We start from the raw sequence: 15285 nt of genomic DNA, 5'->3' as shown, positions 1-15285 counted from the left end.
TCAATACCCAATTATCACCTGATTATCCAATTATCATTGGTTATCATTTGACACGGCCGTTACTTTTAGTATACTTATATCATATGAAAAAAATTAAAAAATTTTTAACAGAACAATTTTTGGAAAAATTATCGGGACTAAAACTATTCTCTAAATATCTTTTGTTAGCACCATCAGTTCGGCCCACCCTATTTAATTACCAAAAATTATCAGAAGAACTGATTGACGAATGGGATAAAAAAAGTATCAAAAAAGCCATTAAACATCTTATCCACTCTGGACTCTTAAAAAAGAATGAGAAGGATGAATACTTTTTGACTGCCAAGGGTATGAATAAATTATTAGAGCTAAAAATAAAAAAGAAAATTGAGACAAAACAAAAAATAAAAAAGAAATATTTTGTCTTAATTTTTGACATCCCCGAGAAAACAAGATTTAGACGAGATTTGTTCCGGCGACATTTAAAAGAATTAGGGTTTGAACAAATTCAACAGAGTGTCTGGATAACTCAATACGATATTCTAGAGGAAATAAAAGTCTTAATAGAAAATTTTGGCTTGAATAAATATATAAAATTCTTTGTTGCTGAAAAGGTTTAGGTAAAAATCCGACAATAACCAATAAATCACTTAGATACTAAAAGTAACGGCCGTTATATTTAGTATCTCAATGTTGGACTAATATTTTTCTATCATTTCTACTCTATCCTCAAAATATCCTTGCCAAAAAAATCAAAATATGGTAAAATCATTTTACATTTTAAATTATTAATCTAATCTTTAAATTTATGGCACTTCCAAATAGAAAAAGATCTAAAAGCAGAAAAGGAGTTAAACAATATCAATATCGCCTTAAAAAGAACAATCTCAGCAAATGTTCTTCCTGTAAAAAATCTATAAAACCGCATTGTATTTGCCCATTTTGCGGCTGTTATAATAAGAAAGAAATTATTGCTCAAAAAACAAAGGCGAAAAAGGGTAAGAAATAAATGGTTTTGTCTCGCCTAAATTTTCTTCTCCGCCAGTTGGCGGACCTAAAAATTAAATAATTTTCTTATGGCTCAAAGACATTTAGCCAGAACTATTGCGCTCCAAACTTTAACCGAATGGGATTTTAACAAATCTGTCGTTAAAACCAAAGTTAGTATTGAAGAAATTACAAAAAGAAATTTAAAAGAATTCGCTCCGGAAAATTTTGAAGGAAAAGAATTTACCGAAAGTTTGATTGCCAAAATCACGGATAATTTGGAAAAAATTGATTCGTATATTCAGAAATACGCTCCTCAATGGCCGATTGACCAGATAACCTTGGTTGACAGAAATATACTCAGGTTGGGTATTTTGGAATTGGCGATTTTAAAAGAAATTCCGCCAAAAGTGGCGATTAACGAAGCCATAGAAATTGCCAAAAGTTTCGGCGGCGCCACTTCCAGTAAATTCGTCAACGGAGTTCTGGGAGCGATTTTTGAAGACATTGAAAAAGAAACCAAGCCGAAAAATTCCGATAAAACCAAATAGTATGATGTTTAAAATTCAAAAAAAAATCAAAGAAATTCCTTTTCTTCCCGAAATCAAAAGAATGCTACCCCTTGAACAAGTCATTAAAATTAAATTCAAAAATAAGAATTTGCTTCTTCAATCTTTAATACATCGCTCTTTTTTAAATGAACATCCCCGATTCATTGTTTCCCATAATGAAAGGTTTGAATTTTTGGGTGATGCGGTAATTGAGCTGATTGTGACAAAATATCTTTTTAATAATTTCCCGAATCCAGAAGGAGAATTGACGGTTTTTCGTTCAAGCTTGGTTAACGCCAAAACTTTGTCAAAAGTCGCCTCAGAAATAAAACTTGACCATTATCTTTTTCTCTCAAAAGGAGAAACCGGTTCCACGGGAAAATCAAAAGAAATTATTTTAGCCGACGCCTTTGAAGCCCTTATCGGGGCTATTTATTTAGACCAAGGATTTGAAGTGGCGGAAAAATTCATTTACCGAGTTTTATTAACTCAACTGAGTTTTATTGTTAAAAATCAATTATATAAAGATCCCAAAAGCGAATTACAGGAAATCGCTCAAGGAAAATTAAAAATTACGCCTAGCTACAAAGTGATTGAAGAAATCGGTCCGGCTCACGCAAAAATATTTACGGTTGGCGTTTTTTTAAACACGGAAATGATTGCCATTGGCAAAGGACAAAGCAAACAAGAAGCGGAAGTTGATGCGGCTCATAATGCCCTGAAAAAAGGATTTGACAAAAAGTAAAAAATTTGCTAAATTAAACTTAATTAAAGTTCGTTTAAAAAAAGCCTGCTATCGGCAGACAGGGAGGGAAAATGCCATTTAAGCATAGGCACAAGAAACGCCATAAACACCCTAATCGTGAACGCCCCAAACACTCGAAAAAACATTTAGGATGGAGATTTGAAGAATACCCCCATAATCTTAAACACAAAAATCGCATCAAATCTAAAATAAAACATGACAGCAGAACCACTACTCACCATAAAATTCCTCGTTCCAGAGGCGGCGTAAACGAAGAAGGCAATCGAAAAGAAGTGGTTGATTGGGTTCATAAAGCTTGGCACAGAATTTTTCTGAATTGGACGCCTAACGAAGTAATAAGGGCGTTCAGAGTGAATAACAGAAATTTTTTTATCAGAAATAATGATCTTCTCAAACAGGACTGGTTTTCTCTTTTTGGAGACAGATCTGATAAAGAAATTATTGAGATCATAAAGAGGGAGTGGTCATAAAATTAAAAACAGAAAAGGAGTCATAAAAATCAAATATGACTCCTTTTTTAATAGACAAAAAAAATAAATCTGCTAAAATAACGAGTATGCCAGGTAGTGAAACTTTGACTTAAATTTTAGAGGGTTATACCGGCATAAAAAAGTAAAATTTAACAATAATCAAACTAATTTTAGAATTTTGATAGTAAAAAATACCTGTCAAAGTTCTACTACCTGGTATGTATCTCAAACGAGTAGAATTAATCGGCTTTAAATCCTTTGCTCAAAGGACGGTTTTGGAATTTGCTCCGCCCGAAGGAGATAAATTCAGCATTACTTCAATTGTCGGTCCGAATGGCAGCGGAAAATCAAATATCGGCGACGGAATCAGATGGGCATTGGGCGAACAAAGCATAAAATCATTACGCGGAAAAACATCCGAAGATGTGATTTTCTCCGGTTCTGATAAAAAATTGCGTCTTAACGTGGCTGAAGTAAGCCTCTTTTTTAATAATGAAGACGGCTTGACGCCAATAGATTATAAAGAATTCACCATTACCCGCCGAATTTACAGAAGCGGCGAAGGAGAATATTTAATCAACAAAAGCAAAGTTCGGTTACAGGATATTTTGATGCTTCTGGCCAGAGCGAATTTTGGACAAAAAAGTTACAGTATTATCAGTCAAGGAATGGTTGACCAAGTTTTGCAGGCCTCTCCCATGGAAAGAAAAAAATTCTTTGACGAAGCAACCGGTATCAGGCAATATCAAATTAAAAGAGACGAAGCGGCGAGAAAAATAGAAAAATCTGAAGAAAATTTGAAACAAGCAGAAATCGCTTTGGCGGAAATTGAACCGCGGATGAAATCATTAACACGCCAAATTAAAAGATTGGAAAAACGCCAAGAAATAGAAGCTCAATTGCAAAATTTGCAAAAAAAATATTACGGATCGATACTTCAAGGCCTGGACGAACAAATTATTGAAATTAATAAAGAAATCAAACAGGAATCGGAAGGCCAAAAAATCATAGAAAAAAAATTATCAGAAATGCAGAAAGAATCGGAAAATCTGGTCTATGAAGAAACTGACGATAAGTATCAAAATCTGCAAAAAGATTATCAGAAAATTCTGGAACTTAAAGACGAATTATTCAACAAGCAGTCAACCTTGAAAGCTAAAATATATTTTGAAGAAGAAAAAAGAAAACAGGTTCAGCTTACTCATCAAAAAACAAAGTTTGCCGGCGATCCGGAAAAAATATTCAGCGAGCTGAAAGATATCGGCGCGCTTTACGAAAAATTCCTGCAAAATTTAAATCAAATTTCATTGACCGAAGATTTGGAAAAAATAAAAAATCTAGCCCAAGATGTTTCCAAAAAAATAAATCATCTTTTTGAATATTTCCAGCGCCCGCAGCTTATTACTAATCTCCCCAATGAAAATGAAGTAGAAAAAATTCAAAAAGAAAAAGATGAGCTGGATCAACAAATAAGCGATTTAAATAAAAAATTAAGCGAGATTAATCAAGAGCTTGGCCTTTTCACGGAAAATGAACGCCAAAAAAGAACAAAACTGCTTGAATGGCAGAGAAAAATCCAAGATCAACAATTAGAATTAAATGTTATTAACCACAAAATCAATGAATTTCAAATCAATTTGGCCCGCGTAGAAACAAAAAAGGACACTCTTTTGGAAGAAATAAAAAATGAAATGAAAATAGATCCTCAAAATTTATCTGTCGCCGATGAGGCCGTAAATCAGGAAGTTACTATGCCTTTTGAAGAAATACAAAATTTAAAACACCAGTTGGAACTGATCGGCGGAATTGATCCCGAAATCACCAAAGAATATCCGCAAGTGCATGAACATTTTGAATTCTTAAGCACTCAAAGCATTGATCTTAAAGAAGGTATCAAGTCGCTCAATCTAATTATCAAAGAATTGGATAAAAAAATAAAAGAACAATTTACCCAAAATTTTTCCAAAATCAATCAAGAATTTGAAAGATATTTCAAAATGTTCTTCGGCGGCGGCAAAGCGAAAATAGTTTTTGAAGAAGATAAAGAATTGGAAGAAAAAGATGAAGAACAAAAAATAAATCCTGAAGACGAAAATAAAAAAGAGAGCGAACCTGAAGAAGAGGAAAAATCCGAATCAAATATCAATGGAATTGAAATTTTGGCCGTCCCGCCCGGAAAAAAAGTAAAAAATGTGGAAACACTGTCCGGTGGAGAAAGAGCTTTAACTTCATTGGCTTTGATTTTTGCCATCATCAATATCAATAAACCTCCTTTCGTAGTCATCGATGAATCTGATGCCGCCTTGGATGAACAAAATTCAAACAGATTCGCTCAGATATTGGATGAACTTCGCAACTTTACACAATTTATCGTTATTACTCATAATCGACAAACTATGGAAGCCGCCAATATTCTTTACGGCGTAACCATCAGCGTTGACGGTGTTTCAAAATTAATTTCCCTGAAATTGGAGGATTAAAGAGTTAAATTATAAAAACAAAAAAACACCCCCAAAATAGGGTGTTTTTTTGTTTTTATAATTTTATCCTCTTGCCGAAGGAATAATCACATCTTTTAAATTTTCATAATCTTCCAAAATGAGACCAAGTCCTCGGATCACGGAAGTTGATGGATCGTCAGTAACAAAAATCGGAATATTAATTCTTTTTTGAATTAATTTATCCAGGCCCCGAAGCAACGCTCCGCCACCTGACAAGACCAATCCTCTTTCATAAATATCCGCTACCAATTCCGGCGGGGTGGCTTCAATGGTATCATGGATGCTTTCCGCGATAGTTTTTAAAACCGGCATCATCGCCTCTCTAAGCTGGGCGTCAGTCATGATTATCTCTCTGGGCAAACCGGTTATTAAATCTCTACCCTTAATTTTCATTTCTTGCGGCGCGTGAGCAAAAGCGGAACCGATTTTTATTTTAACTTCTTCCGTCGTATGTTCTCCCAAAAGAATATTAAATTTTTCTCGAGCATAATTCATAATATTTTTATTCAATGACTCGCCGCCGATTTTCAAGGATTTCCAAGTAACAACTCCGTGCAAAGAAATCAAGGCCATTTCCGAAAGTCCTCCACCCAATTCAACAATTAAACTGCCTACTGAGTCATGAATCGGCAATCTCGCGCCAATAGCCGCGGCCATCGGTCTTTCCACCAGAAATACTTCTCTGCCGCCGGCTTGAAGAATAACATCCTCTAAGGATTTTTTCTCCACTTCGGTTACATCCAAAGGAATAGTGGTAAAAACTCTCGCTCGGGGCAAAAGAGTAAAGGTTTCTTTTTGAACTTTTTCAATAATTGATTTAAGCATTTTTTCCGTCACTTCAAAATCAGAAATAATACCGTGATCCAGCGGTTTGACAATTGAAATATGAGCCGGCGCTTTGCCGACCATTTTTAAAGCATTGCTGCCAATGGCGATAATCTGATCATTCCTGGTATTAATGGCGACAATTGACGGTTCATTGAACACTAAGCCCTTGCCGCGAATATAAACGCGGAAATTGGTGGTGCCCAAATCAATGCCTATGTCTTTGGCAAATATTCCAAAAAAATTTTTAAACATATTAGTTTAAATGATATTAAAATACTATTTCAGTTTAGCTAATAATTCTTCTAATGTAAATAGCTGGCATTCTTTTTTGTCTCTTTCTTTGTATTCCACTTTATCTCCTGTTTTTTTACTGATAACCAATCTGACCGGGATACCGATTAAATCAGCATCTTTAAATTTAGCGCCAGCGGAATCTTGCCGATCGTCAAAAAGAACTTCATATTTTTCCGAAAGTTTTTTATAAATTTTTTCCGCTTGTTCGGCTATATTTTTATCGTCTAGATCCAAACCGATTAAATGAACATCAAACGGACTGACAGAAGCTGGCCAAATAATTCCATTCTGATCATGAGAAGCTTCAATAATCGTCGCCATCAATCTTTGTAAACCGATACCGTAGCAACCCATCATTACCAATTTTTTTTGTCCGTCGCTATCCGTAAAATTCAAATTCATTTTTTGACTGTAAACTGTTTTTAATTTAAAAACATGACTGATTTCAATGGCATTTTTCATTTCAAGCTTGCTTGAACATTTTGGACACTCTGTTATGTCTTTGCCGATTTCCGTATTCGCTCCCCAACCGCATTTTGGACAAACTAAAATTTTATCTTCACCCGAATCGGCTAAAATCATAAATTCGTTTGAAATACTGCCTCCGATTGAACCCGAAGAAGCTTCAACAGCCACGGCTTTAAGTTGGCAGCGATCATATATTTTAAAATAAGCTTGTTTCACTTTTTCGTAAAAATCATCCAAATCTTCGGACGATTTATGAAAACTGTATAAATCTTTCATAATAAATTCCCGGGTTCTCAATAATCCGCCGGTTGGACGCATTTCATTGCGAAATTTATTTTGAATTTGATAAACCGCTTTAGGCAGATCTTTATAAGATTCAATATAAGTTCTGGCCAAGTCAGTAACCACTTCTTCATGAGTTGAGCCAAGCGCCAGCCATTTTTCATGGCGATCTTTAACTTTAAATAAAGGCGGATCAATCGTATCCCAACGTCCGGTTTCAAGCCATAATTCTTTAGGCTGAAGAGAAGGCATTAAAATTTCTTCCGCGCCAAGAGCATTCATTTCTTCGCGAATGATATTCTCAATTTTTTTATAAACGCGCAAACCCAAGGGCAATAAAGACCAAGCGCCGCTGGTTAATTGATTGATATAACCGGCTTTTACCAAAAATTTATGGCTGAAGGTAGCCGCATCTTTGGGATCGGTTTTAGAAGTTTTAGTAAAAAAATTATTTTGTCGCATAAAAAATTATTTGAAAAACTTACTGAATAAATGCGCTAAATCTTGATAGGTAAGCAAAACAGCCAAAACTAATAATAAATAAAAACCAATGGTTAAAATAAAATTTTCCGTTTCTTGTTTAATCGGTTTTTTTCTGATTCCTTCTATAAAGGCGAAAAGAATGCGTGAACCGTCAAGACCGGGAATAGGAATAAACTGCGAGACGCCTATGGCTACGGAAATAATGGCTAAAAATTGAACCAAATAAATAAAACCAACCCTGGCTACTTCTCCACCCATTGCCGCCAATCCAACCGGACCGACAAACTGGCCAATCATATGGTGCTTGATTATTAAAGTTTTAAAAATCAAATAAAGAGAATAACACCATTGTCCGATCAATAAAAAAGTTGTTTTAAAACCTTCATAAATCGATTGATACCAAGGATAAGAAACAATGGCAATATTGGCCAATCCCACGCCGATCACGCCATAAGATTCTTCTATATCTTGAAAGTTTTGACTGGCCGGCAGAACATTAACTTCTTTTTCAATAATTTGCAAATTGCGTTTTATTTTTATTTTAACCGTTTGATTGACTTTCGGTTTAATATAGTTTTGAAGGCCTTCCACTGTTTTAATTTCTTGTCCGTCAATACTAAGAACCACATCTCCTATTTTAATACCGGCTTTTTCAGCAGACGAATTGGGACTGACCATGCTTATTTGGATGCCGATAATTTCCTTAATTTTTCCTCCCCCGGTCGTTTGCTCGACTGCCTGCGGTATGCCGGCAGAGAAACAAAAAGAAAATAAAATGATCGCCAAAATAAAATTCATGCAAACGCCGCCCGCTCCGATTAAAACCTTTTTCCACCACTTTTGTGCCCCCCAATCATCTTTCTCCTGGCCACCCATTTCTCCTTTTAATTTATTAAATCCTCCGAAAGGAATCCAATTAACAGAATAAATGGTTTTTTTGTCCGCTTCTTTGGGAATATTTTTATTCCAAAAAAATTTAAAATTCCATTTATTTTTATCAGTTTTTATCCAACCGAACATTCTGGGCGGATAACCAAAACCGAATTCTTCAACCCTGACGCCAAAAATGCGGGCAAAAATAAAATGCCCGAATTCATGGAAAAATATGACAATACTCAAGCCAATAATGGTTAAAAGAATAGACATGATTAAATACTGGTAATTTCTTTTTCTTTACGTTCACAAATTAATTTCATTTCCTCTTGCTTGGCAACACTGAATTTATCCAATTCTTCCAATAAACGGAACTTATCATCTTCTGACATTTCTTTCGCTCTTTCTGATTTAATGATTTTTTCTCTGACTAAATCTCGAATTGTCCTTAATGATTGATGAGAGTGTTCCAATTTGGTTTTTAAAATTTTAACCAAATTATTTCTCGTTTCTTCACTTAAAGCCGGTAGAACCAGGCGAACAATTCCTTCTTTGGATGACGGACTCGCTCCCAAATCCACCGAACTTAACGCTTTTTCAATTTCTTTAATAATGCTCTTGTCCCAAGGTTGGATAACAATGGTTCGCGGTTCCGGAACATTAACACTGGCTAATTGTTCAAGCGGAGTTTTTGCTCCATAAACGGAAACCAAAACATGAGAAACCAAGTCCGGAGTGGCGCGATTGGTTCTGATGCCTTGAATATCTTTCTTAAAAAATTCGACGATATTCTCAAATTCTTGTTTGTGAGATTCAATAATATTCATAGTTTTAAATAATTAATGTTACTTTTTAGGTTTTTGAACTTCTCCCAAATATAAAATATTCGGATTGTTCGGATCAACTAATAATTCAACCGGGATCTGTCCGCTCGGCAAAGATTTTGTCACCCAAGTTTTTCCGTCATCCGCTGATTTTTGAAGAGTGTTGGCGGTAATATAATAAATATTATTCGGATTTTGCGGATTGATGGCGAAAGAAAGAATGCTTGCCTGGCCCTGTTTGGGCAATAATTTATAATCAACCCAAGTTTTTCCGCCGTCCTCGCTTCTTAACAAACCGTAATTGCTGGCGGTGATTATTCCATCCGCTCTTCTCGGGTCAAAAATTATTTTATTAACATCTCGGCCATTTTTAAAATCTTTTAAAGATTCATCCAAAGAAACCCATTTGATTCCTTTATCTTCCGTGCGCATGATTCCTTGTCCTGAAGTGGTGGCGTAAATTATTTGCGGATTATTAGGATTGATTAAAATCTGCTTAATACCTCCTTTGAGATCAACAAAAGTTTGCCAGCTTAAACCGTCGTCTTCGCTTCTTATCAGTCGGCCATCGGAAAGACCGGCATAAATTCTGGTATTGGTTTCCGGATCAACAGCCAAAGCGTTAATTTGCACTCCTCCGGCTGCTTCCAAATAAACATTTTCCCATGTACGACAGCAATCAAGACTTTTAAAAATACGATTGCCAATGGCCGTATAAACTACATTTTTTAATTTTGGATGAACGGCAATGGCATTTATTTTTCCGCTCGGCAATTTAGAATATTTTTGCCAAGTTTCCGCGTTATCATAACTGACGAAAAGCCCACTCCCCTTGGTTCCTAAATATAAAGTATTGCTGTCTTGCGGATCAAGAACCATGGCGGAAACATCCACGGCGTCCAAATCCGTCATAACTTTCGGATCTTTTTTGGCCGTGCTTAAAACAAGCAAGCCGACTTTTTGCTGCCAAGATTCGGCTCGATTTACGGATTTGAAAATTCCACTATTGGCTTTTGGAGTCGCAAAATTTATATTAAGACATCCGCTAGTCATTCCTAAAATAAAAATTAGGACGATTAGGAATAAAAAATTCTTGCGTTTCATAAATAAATTTATAAATTAATTAATAAATTTTCAATTGCTATTTTAAAACTGACATTTTGGCGCAGCATCATCTGTGTTTTTAAAATCTCCGAAGTGAATTTGACCAATCTTTCCATGGAATAAATCTTGGAAACTTTTGTTAAAACAGGCGTTAAATCGGAAGATGTCGGAATACCCAATTTAAAAAGAATCAAATCTCTTATTACTTTCAATAAATTGCTTAAAGAGCTTGAATCGCTCAACAAATCGGCTATTTCAAACCTGCTGAGAAAATTATTCTTGGCCAATTCGTTCAATATTACTGCTTGAAATTTTTGATATTCTTTGATTTTTTGAGGATCGGAAACCAATTCCATGGCCGAACCCGGCCGACCCAAGCTTAAATTAAAAATATTTTCCGCTTCTTTGTCGCTTAACTTAAAATCTTTGGTTAAACTGGAAATAATTTCCGTCTTTTTCGGGAAAGAAAATCTGATAATTTGCGATCGAGACCTGATGGTTAAGGGAATATTGCGAAAACTTTTGGCGATTAAAATAATAACCGTTTTAGATGCTGATTCTTCAAGTAATTTCAAAAATGAGTTTGCCGCCTGAATGGTCAAATTATCCGCTTCTTCTATTATAGCAACTTTATAAGGAGCGCAAAAGGGCTCTAAGGACAAATTTTCTTTAAGTTGGCGAATTTGTTCAATACTGATCTGGCTTTTATTTTCCTGATTAACAACCCAATAAACATCCGGATGAATTCGTTTTTGAATTTGAAGACAATTTTGACACTCGCCGCAAGGATTTCCTGATTTCGGATTTTGACAAATTAAGCTGGTGGCAAAAAATTCAGCCACCTTGGTCTTGCCGATATGGGACGGCCCATAAAATAAATAAGTATGGGCCAAATTATTGCCCGAAATACTCTTTTTTAAAAAATTCACAATCTTTTGGTGACCGATAATCTCTAACATACCAAAAAATTATAGCACTAATCATACATTTTTCAAGGGGGTTGACAAGATTCGAAAAATCTGGTTAAATTTAAATTAAGTTAATTCTCGAAAGTTCTTTACAAGGAGGTGGTTATGTCACCATCAAAGAAAAGAAAAGAAAGAGGAATAAAAAATGAAATTCCTCAATCAAAGAAAACAACCGCTGAAAAAATGGTTGTTTTGGAAAGAACAGCGGCGACACCGGAAAAAATAAAATCGCTGATAGAAGAAAAGATAAAAATCCATGGTCAAAAAACAAAAACCGGATTCACGGATTGGGTAGAGACAAGTTCCCTTCGAATAATCGTGTATGCGACAGCGGCAATCTTTATATTCTGTTTGATAACAGCGAATAATCGCGGAACTAAGAATATTTTCTTAAATGGCGTCCAAACTGACAAGATAACCATAAATGACACCCACCCCTGCCCGGACAATCCAAATTGTTTGACCAATTGGTTCGCGTTGCCTTATAAAGAAGTAAGGATTTTCGCAACTTTCCCGAAAAAAAGCGGCAATATTTGCCTTAACTATTCGGGGCAATATAACGACGAATCAGGATCATCTAAAGAAAAGAATGAATGGTTTTCTTCCACGCAAATGATTCCAAAGAGCTTTCTTCAAAGAGTCAAAAACATTAAGTTGGATGAAGAAAGAAAATGGCTGATTATAACCATGGATACCAATTGGAAGCTGGTTATAACCTTCTGTATTATCTGCGGATTTTTTGCCTGGCTTATTCCGGAGCTGTTTTATTTCTCTTTTTCTAAAGGGTTCTATCTGGAGGATGGAGATTACTATAGAAGTAAAAGAAAATATCGGTAACTAAATAAAAAAAATAAAGAGCGGTTAAAAAAACCGCTCTTTTTATTTTTGGGTCTTGACAAAAATCAAAAAATATGCTAAAATAATAATACAAAAATAAAAATCAGTTCATTTAAAACCAAATAGGAGGAAAAATGAAAAAAATATGGGGTATAACTTTAATTATCTGCATTTTTTGCGGACTGGGAATAATGGGCTGCTGGAAGGGTTTAAAATGGCTTGACGGCTTTACAAGAGCCAGAAAAGCAAAAGAAGCCCTTACCTGCTCTTTGATTGCCAGAATTCATAAAGGCAGAGCAATGTTGTCTGACAGCATTTACATCTGTGATAGTCGATTAATCTATTACATCGCTGTTTATGACACTGTAAAAAAAGACGGAATAAAAGTTTTTAAAATGAAGAGAGACGGGAAAATATTGAAACCGGTTGATAAAAACAAAGGAATTCCGGTTATAACCATTGTCGGACCGAACGCGCTTTTTGCCACTTCCAATTATCAATTGTTGGCGGTAAAAAACAGAACTCTGGTCGGTAAGAAAATCCAGAATTTCATTTGGACTCCATTTTCAATGTCAATTGATTCTCCTGATTTGGAAGAAGTCGGTAAAAAATACTTGGGAGATCTGGTTGACCGAGTCTATGAACAATTAGAAGAGCAGGGAGTAAAATCCCGAGCGGACACAAATAAACTGGTTGTTCAAATGGTTCCGACTAATTTGCCTCTCAATCTAATTTTCACCGAACAGGCATGGTTTGGAGATACCAAAAAAACATCTGTTTTTTTGGGAGCAAACGAAGAAAATGCTTTTGCCAATACCAAAAGCAAACAAAATGCTTTTGCTTTAGTCCAGATGTTGCCCTCAACATATCACATGCTGAGACGGAAATATCCTGATGCTGAATTACCAAGTAATTTTTTTGCGGGAATATTAAATCACACCACGGCTGTTAAGGCTATGATTCTGCTCTGCGACGCGAACCTGGAATATTTGAATGGCAATTATCAAGAAAAAAAATTGGTAGAGATGTATCACTCCGGGGTGGTGGAAGTAATCGGCCCGGCCTGTCAGAATTATTTGGATAAATATGACACCATACAGTTAGAATTAGCAAACAATTTTTGAAATATAAGAGGAGTCTTAAAAAAGACTCCTCTGTTTTTTTATTTAAATTTAGGGGTTGACAAAATGTAAAAAATTTGTTATTATTTATATAGTTTTCTAAAAAGGGGGAAATTATGTTAAAATGGAATGATAAACTTGAAAAAGTTTTAGGCGTCTGGATTCTCTTTATGCTCTTATTAGGAGGAGGATTTTGGGGGATATGTGCCATGAATTGTGGATTTAGTTCAAATGGATTATTTAAAGACTTTGTAATTTTTCTTTTTAAAGGAGTAGTAATTTTCTTAATTGATGCAGTGGTGATAGTATTCGTACCCGTAATAATTATCTGGCTTATCTGGATTCCAACAAATTCCGTAAAAAAAATAAAGGACAGTTAAAAACTATCCTTTTTAAATTAAGGGGTTGACCCCCTCACTAAACACTGATGTATTTTTAAAACACAAAGTCTATTTATTTATATTAAATATTAAATTTAAAAACTTGATAAACATAAAACCGAGTGTTTATCAGTGTTCTAAGTGAGGGGGTTGACAAAAAGCAAAAAATTTGCTTAAATAATAATAATTGAACAAAAAAGTACCTTAAAAAGGAGGCAAAAAATGAAACCAATTTTACGCAAAACCGGTTTGGATATTATAATTCCAATTCTCGCTCCCATTGCTGCTATAATATTTTTAGTAATTAGTCCCATCGTGGCAATGTTCCGAGGACTTATTGCCGAGGCAGAAGGTAACGAAGATGGAGCTTATGATTGGAAAGGAAATTTAAAACCCGGCAGACAAGTTGGCAGCCACGGCCCATATCCTTTAAATCATGGTTTTTCGAAAGAAGGATGGATTTGGCTGAAAGGATTAATTTCAGATCAAGGGAAAAAAGAAGTATTGAAAATGATGAAAAAAGAAAGGGAGGCAAAATGAACGAAACTGACGAACACATTAAAATCAGAAATATGGGCGGCGTAGTAGTTTGTGATACTAATGAACTATTTACTGCCGATGAGATTGCAAGAGCATTTATTCCAAACCCATACGATCCTGGCCCACAAAATAATCTATCCGATGATCCGGTCTTAGAAAATAATTTAGCCAAGAATCCAGTCTCAGAGAATAATCTGGCCGATAATCCGAACATGGAGTCTAATTATATAGACTCAGATGATAATATAGATCACTGCACCTGCAATTCAAATATAGACACAAAGTTTAAGTCTATGGATGAGTGTTTGATTAAGATATATTTAGAAGAGATGCAGTTAATCCGTAAACAGGCAAGAACGCCTCAAAATATCAAGAAAATAGAATATTATCAACAGCTGTTGATAAATTTAAAAAAGAGTACAGTGTGGTTGAAGAAATAAATAGGGGGAAAAAATGAAAGACGTTTGCAAATGTAACTTTTGTCACGAAGGAATTGATAGTAATGAAATATGTTATAGAACTGAAAAAGGACAGTTAAGATGCAATAAGTGCCAAAAAATAGTTTGGGACAGAGAAAGAGAAATAGAAAGGGGGAAAAAATGAAAAATGTCTACATCATTTGTCCGGTCAGAAAATTAACCGACCAGGAAAAGGAACGAATTTTGAATTACGTGGAGGATCTGGAGAAAAAGGGATATATTGTCAGATGTCCATTCAGAGACACTCCTCAAGAAGACGAAGTCGGATTAAGAATCGTCACTGATCATGAAATAAATGATATTTTATGGGCGGATGAAATTCATATCTGGTGGAACCCAACCTCTGAAGGATCTTTGTTTGACTTTGCTCAAGCAAGAATGCTTTCTCATATCAAAGAGAATAAGATTATTCTGATTAATGTGGATGAGATTGAAATAACTTCCAAAAAGAGTTATACCAATGTTCTGTTGGCCACGCACTTCGGACTTCAACCGGGTTGCACACTGAAAGAGTTAATAGAAGCAAAAAATAAGTAAAAAAATAAAGGGC

The 15285-nt window shown here is 35.2% G+C and carries 19 protein-coding genes; 13 read left to right on the top strand and 6 right to left on the bottom strand.

Going from position 1 to position 15285, the window contains the following annotated elements:
• The first annotated feature begins 83 nt into the window (after nucleotides 1-83).
• The 6 genes from PHF10_01185 to PHF10_01160 all read left to right on the top strand — a co-directional run bounded on the left by PHF10_01185 (nucleotide 84) and on the right by PHF10_01160 (nucleotide 5233).
• On the top strand, nucleotides 84-599 hold the full coding sequence (locus PHF10_01185) for a hypothetical protein (GenBank protein ID MDD5534349.1): 516 nt from the start codon (nucleotides 84-86) through the stop codon (nucleotides 597-599).
• 188 nt (nucleotides 600-787) lie between these two features.
• On the top strand, nucleotides 788-988 hold the full coding sequence (gene rpmF, locus PHF10_01180; GenBank protein MDD5534348.1) for a 50S ribosomal protein L32: 201 nt from the start codon (nucleotides 788-790) through the stop codon (nucleotides 986-988).
• 67 nt (nucleotides 989-1055) lie between these two features.
• On the top strand, nucleotides 1056-1517 hold the full coding sequence (gene nusB / locus PHF10_01175) for a transcription antitermination factor NusB (GenBank protein MDD5534347.1): 462 nt from the start codon (nucleotides 1056-1058) through the stop codon (nucleotides 1515-1517).
• A gap of 1 nt (nucleotide 1518) precedes the next feature.
• Nucleotides 1519-2262 carry a ribonuclease III gene (rnc, locus tag PHF10_01170; GenBank protein ID MDD5534346.1) on the top strand — a complete coding sequence of 248 codons (744 nt, stop codon included), beginning with the start codon at nucleotides 1519-1521 and terminating at the stop codon, nucleotides 2260-2262.
• 71 nt (nucleotides 2263-2333) lie between these two features.
• Nucleotides 2334-2753 (top strand): hypothetical protein, encoded by a 420-nt coding sequence (locus PHF10_01165; protein ID MDD5534345.1) that lies wholly within the window; start codon nucleotides 2334-2336, stop codon nucleotides 2751-2753.
• Between the two features lie 218 nt (nucleotides 2754-2971).
• The gene (locus tag PHF10_01160; protein ID MDD5534344.1) at nucleotides 2972-5233 is read left to right on the top strand and encodes an AAA family ATPase; all 2262 of its coding nucleotides are present in this window, start codon (nucleotides 2972-2974) and stop codon (nucleotides 5231-5233) included.
• A gap of 63 nt (nucleotides 5234-5296) precedes the next feature.
• Here the strand turns inward: PHF10_01160 and PHF10_01155 are convergent, their stop codons facing one another.
• The 6 genes from PHF10_01155 to holB are packed head-to-tail and all read right to left on the bottom strand — an operon-like array spanning nucleotide 5297 to nucleotide 11369.
• Nucleotides 5297-6334 carry a rod shape-determining protein gene (locus PHF10_01155; protein ID MDD5534343.1) on the bottom strand — a complete coding sequence of 346 codons (1038 nt, stop codon included), beginning with the start codon at nucleotides 6332-6334 and terminating at the stop codon, nucleotides 5297-5299.
• A gap of 24 nt (nucleotides 6335-6358) precedes the next feature.
• On the bottom strand, nucleotides 6359-7588 hold the full coding sequence (gene proS, locus PHF10_01150; GenBank protein ID MDD5534342.1) for a proline--tRNA ligase: 1230 nt from the start codon (nucleotides 7586-7588) through the stop codon (nucleotides 6359-6361).
• Nucleotides 7589-7594: 6 nt separating this feature from the next.
• Nucleotides 7595-8755: a M50 family metallopeptidase gene (locus PHF10_01145; GenBank protein MDD5534341.1), complete on the bottom strand. Its 1161-nt coding sequence runs from the start codon at nucleotides 8753-8755 to the stop codon at nucleotides 7595-7597.
• Between the two features lie 2 nt (nucleotides 8756-8757).
• Complete coding sequence (locus PHF10_01140; GenBank protein ID MDD5534340.1) at nucleotides 8758-9309, bottom strand: ribosome-recycling factor; 552 nt, start codon at nucleotides 9307-9309, stop codon at nucleotides 8758-8760.
• 18 nt (nucleotides 9310-9327) lie between these two features.
• Complete coding sequence (locus PHF10_01135) at nucleotides 9328-10410, bottom strand: hypothetical protein (protein MDD5534339.1); 1083 nt, start codon at nucleotides 10408-10410, stop codon at nucleotides 9328-9330.
• Nucleotides 10411-10418: 8 nt separating this feature from the next.
• On the bottom strand, nucleotides 10419-11369 hold the full coding sequence (gene holB, locus PHF10_01130) for a DNA polymerase III subunit delta' (GenBank protein MDD5534338.1): 951 nt from the start codon (nucleotides 11367-11369) through the stop codon (nucleotides 10419-10421).
• Between the two features lie 114 nt (nucleotides 11370-11483).
• On the opposite strand from holB, the gene PHF10_01125 reads away from it, so the two are divergent.
• The 7 genes from PHF10_01125 (at nucleotide 11484) to PHF10_01095 (ending at nucleotide 15272) form a co-directional block, all read left to right on the top strand.
• Nucleotides 11484-12215, top strand: a complete 732-nt coding sequence (locus PHF10_01125; protein MDD5534337.1) for a hypothetical protein — start codon at nucleotides 11484-11486, stop codon at nucleotides 12213-12215.
• Nucleotides 12216-12349: 134 nt separating this feature from the next.
• Entirely contained in the window at nucleotides 12350-13339 is a 990-nt protein-coding gene (locus tag PHF10_01120; GenBank protein MDD5534336.1) for a hypothetical protein, read from the top strand.
• A gap of 113 nt (nucleotides 13340-13452) precedes the next feature.
• Nucleotides 13453-13716: a hypothetical protein gene (locus tag PHF10_01115; GenBank protein ID MDD5534335.1), complete on the top strand. Its 264-nt coding sequence runs from the start codon at nucleotides 13453-13455 to the stop codon at nucleotides 13714-13716.
• A 222-nt stretch (nucleotides 13717-13938) separates the two neighbouring features.
• Nucleotides 13939-14256: a hypothetical protein gene (locus tag PHF10_01110; protein MDD5534334.1), complete on the top strand. Its 318-nt coding sequence runs from the start codon at nucleotides 13939-13941 to the stop codon at nucleotides 14254-14256.
• A complete protein-coding gene (locus PHF10_01105; protein ID MDD5534333.1) occupies nucleotides 14172-14696 on the top strand; it encodes a hypothetical protein in 525 nt (174 codons plus the stop codon). Before PHF10_01110 ends, PHF10_01105 begins: the two co-directional genes overlap by 85 nt.
• A gap of 13 nt (nucleotides 14697-14709) precedes the next feature.
• Nucleotides 14710-14859, top strand: coding sequence for a hypothetical protein (locus PHF10_01100; GenBank protein ID MDD5534332.1), 150 nt, complete (start codon nucleotides 14710-14712; stop codon nucleotides 14857-14859).
• Nucleotides 14856-15272, top strand: coding sequence for a hypothetical protein (locus PHF10_01095; GenBank protein MDD5534331.1), 417 nt, complete (start codon nucleotides 14856-14858; stop codon nucleotides 15270-15272). Before PHF10_01100 ends, PHF10_01095 begins: the two co-directional genes overlap by 4 nt.
• The last annotated feature ends 13 nt before the right edge of the window (nucleotides 15273-15285 follow it).

Source organism: Patescibacteria group bacterium, from assembly GCA_028716665.1.
In the GTDB taxonomy this organism is placed as follows: Bacteria; Patescibacteriota; Patescibacteriia; order UBA2591; family JAQUPP01; genus JAQUPP01.
The sequence above is the reverse complement of the archived record's forward strand: the minus strand, read 5'-3'. Positions and strand labels throughout refer to the sequence as shown.

Bases quoted from the DNA above. Each gene is read 5' to 3' on its own strand.
- PHF10_01185 (MDD5534349.1), top strand. From the start codon at position 84: ATGAAAAAAATTAAAAAATTTTTAACAGAACAATTTTTGGAAAAATTA.
- rpmF (MDD5534348.1), top strand. From the start codon at position 788: ATGGCACTTCCAAATAGAAAAAGATCTAAAAGCAGAAAAGGAGTTAAA.
- nusB (MDD5534347.1), top strand. From the start codon at position 1,056: ATGGCTCAAAGACATTTAGCCAGAACTATTGCGCTCCAAACTTTAACC.
- rnc (MDD5534346.1), top strand. From the start codon at position 1,519: ATGATGTTTAAAATTCAAAAAAAAATCAAAGAAATTCCTTTTCTTCCC.
- PHF10_01165 (MDD5534345.1), top strand. From the start codon at position 2,334: ATGCCATTTAAGCATAGGCACAAGAAACGCCATAAACACCCTAATCGT.
- PHF10_01160 (MDD5534344.1), top strand. From the start codon at position 2,972: ATGTATCTCAAACGAGTAGAATTAATCGGCTTTAAATCCTTTGCTCAA.
- PHF10_01155 (MDD5534343.1), bottom strand. From the start codon at position 6,334: ATGTTTAAAAATTTTTTTGGAATATTTGCCAAAGACATAGGCATTGAT.
- proS (MDD5534342.1), bottom strand. From the start codon at position 7,588: ATGCGACAAAATAATTTTTTTACTAAAACTTCTAAAACCGATCCCAAA.
- PHF10_01145 (MDD5534341.1), bottom strand. From the start codon at position 8,755: ATGTCTATTCTTTTAACCATTATTGGCTTGAGTATTGTCATATTTTTC.
- PHF10_01140 (MDD5534340.1), bottom strand. From the start codon at position 9,309: ATGAATATTATTGAATCTCACAAACAAGAATTTGAGAATATCGTCGAA.
- PHF10_01135 (MDD5534339.1), bottom strand. From the start codon at position 10,410: ATGAAACGCAAGAATTTTTTATTCCTAATCGTCCTAATTTTTATTTTA.
- holB (MDD5534338.1), bottom strand. From the start codon at position 11,369: ATGTTAGAGATTATCGGTCACCAAAAGATTGTGAATTTTTTAAAAAAG.
- PHF10_01125 (MDD5534337.1), top strand. From the start codon at position 11,484: ATGTCACCATCAAAGAAAAGAAAAGAAAGAGGAATAAAAAATGAAATT.
- PHF10_01120 (MDD5534336.1), top strand. From the start codon at position 12,350: ATGAAAAAAATATGGGGTATAACTTTAATTATCTGCATTTTTTGCGGA.
- PHF10_01115 (MDD5534335.1), top strand. From the start codon at position 13,453: ATGTTAAAATGGAATGATAAACTTGAAAAAGTTTTAGGCGTCTGGATT.
- PHF10_01110 (MDD5534334.1), top strand. From the start codon at position 13,939: ATGAAACCAATTTTACGCAAAACCGGTTTGGATATTATAATTCCAATT.
- PHF10_01105 (MDD5534333.1), top strand. From the start codon at position 14,172: ATGGATTTGGCTGAAAGGATTAATTTCAGATCAAGGGAAAAAAGAAGT.
- PHF10_01100 (MDD5534332.1), top strand. From the start codon at position 14,710: ATGAAAGACGTTTGCAAATGTAACTTTTGTCACGAAGGAATTGATAGT.
- PHF10_01095 (MDD5534331.1), top strand. From the start codon at position 14,856: ATGAAAAATGTCTACATCATTTGTCCGGTCAGAAAATTAACCGACCAG.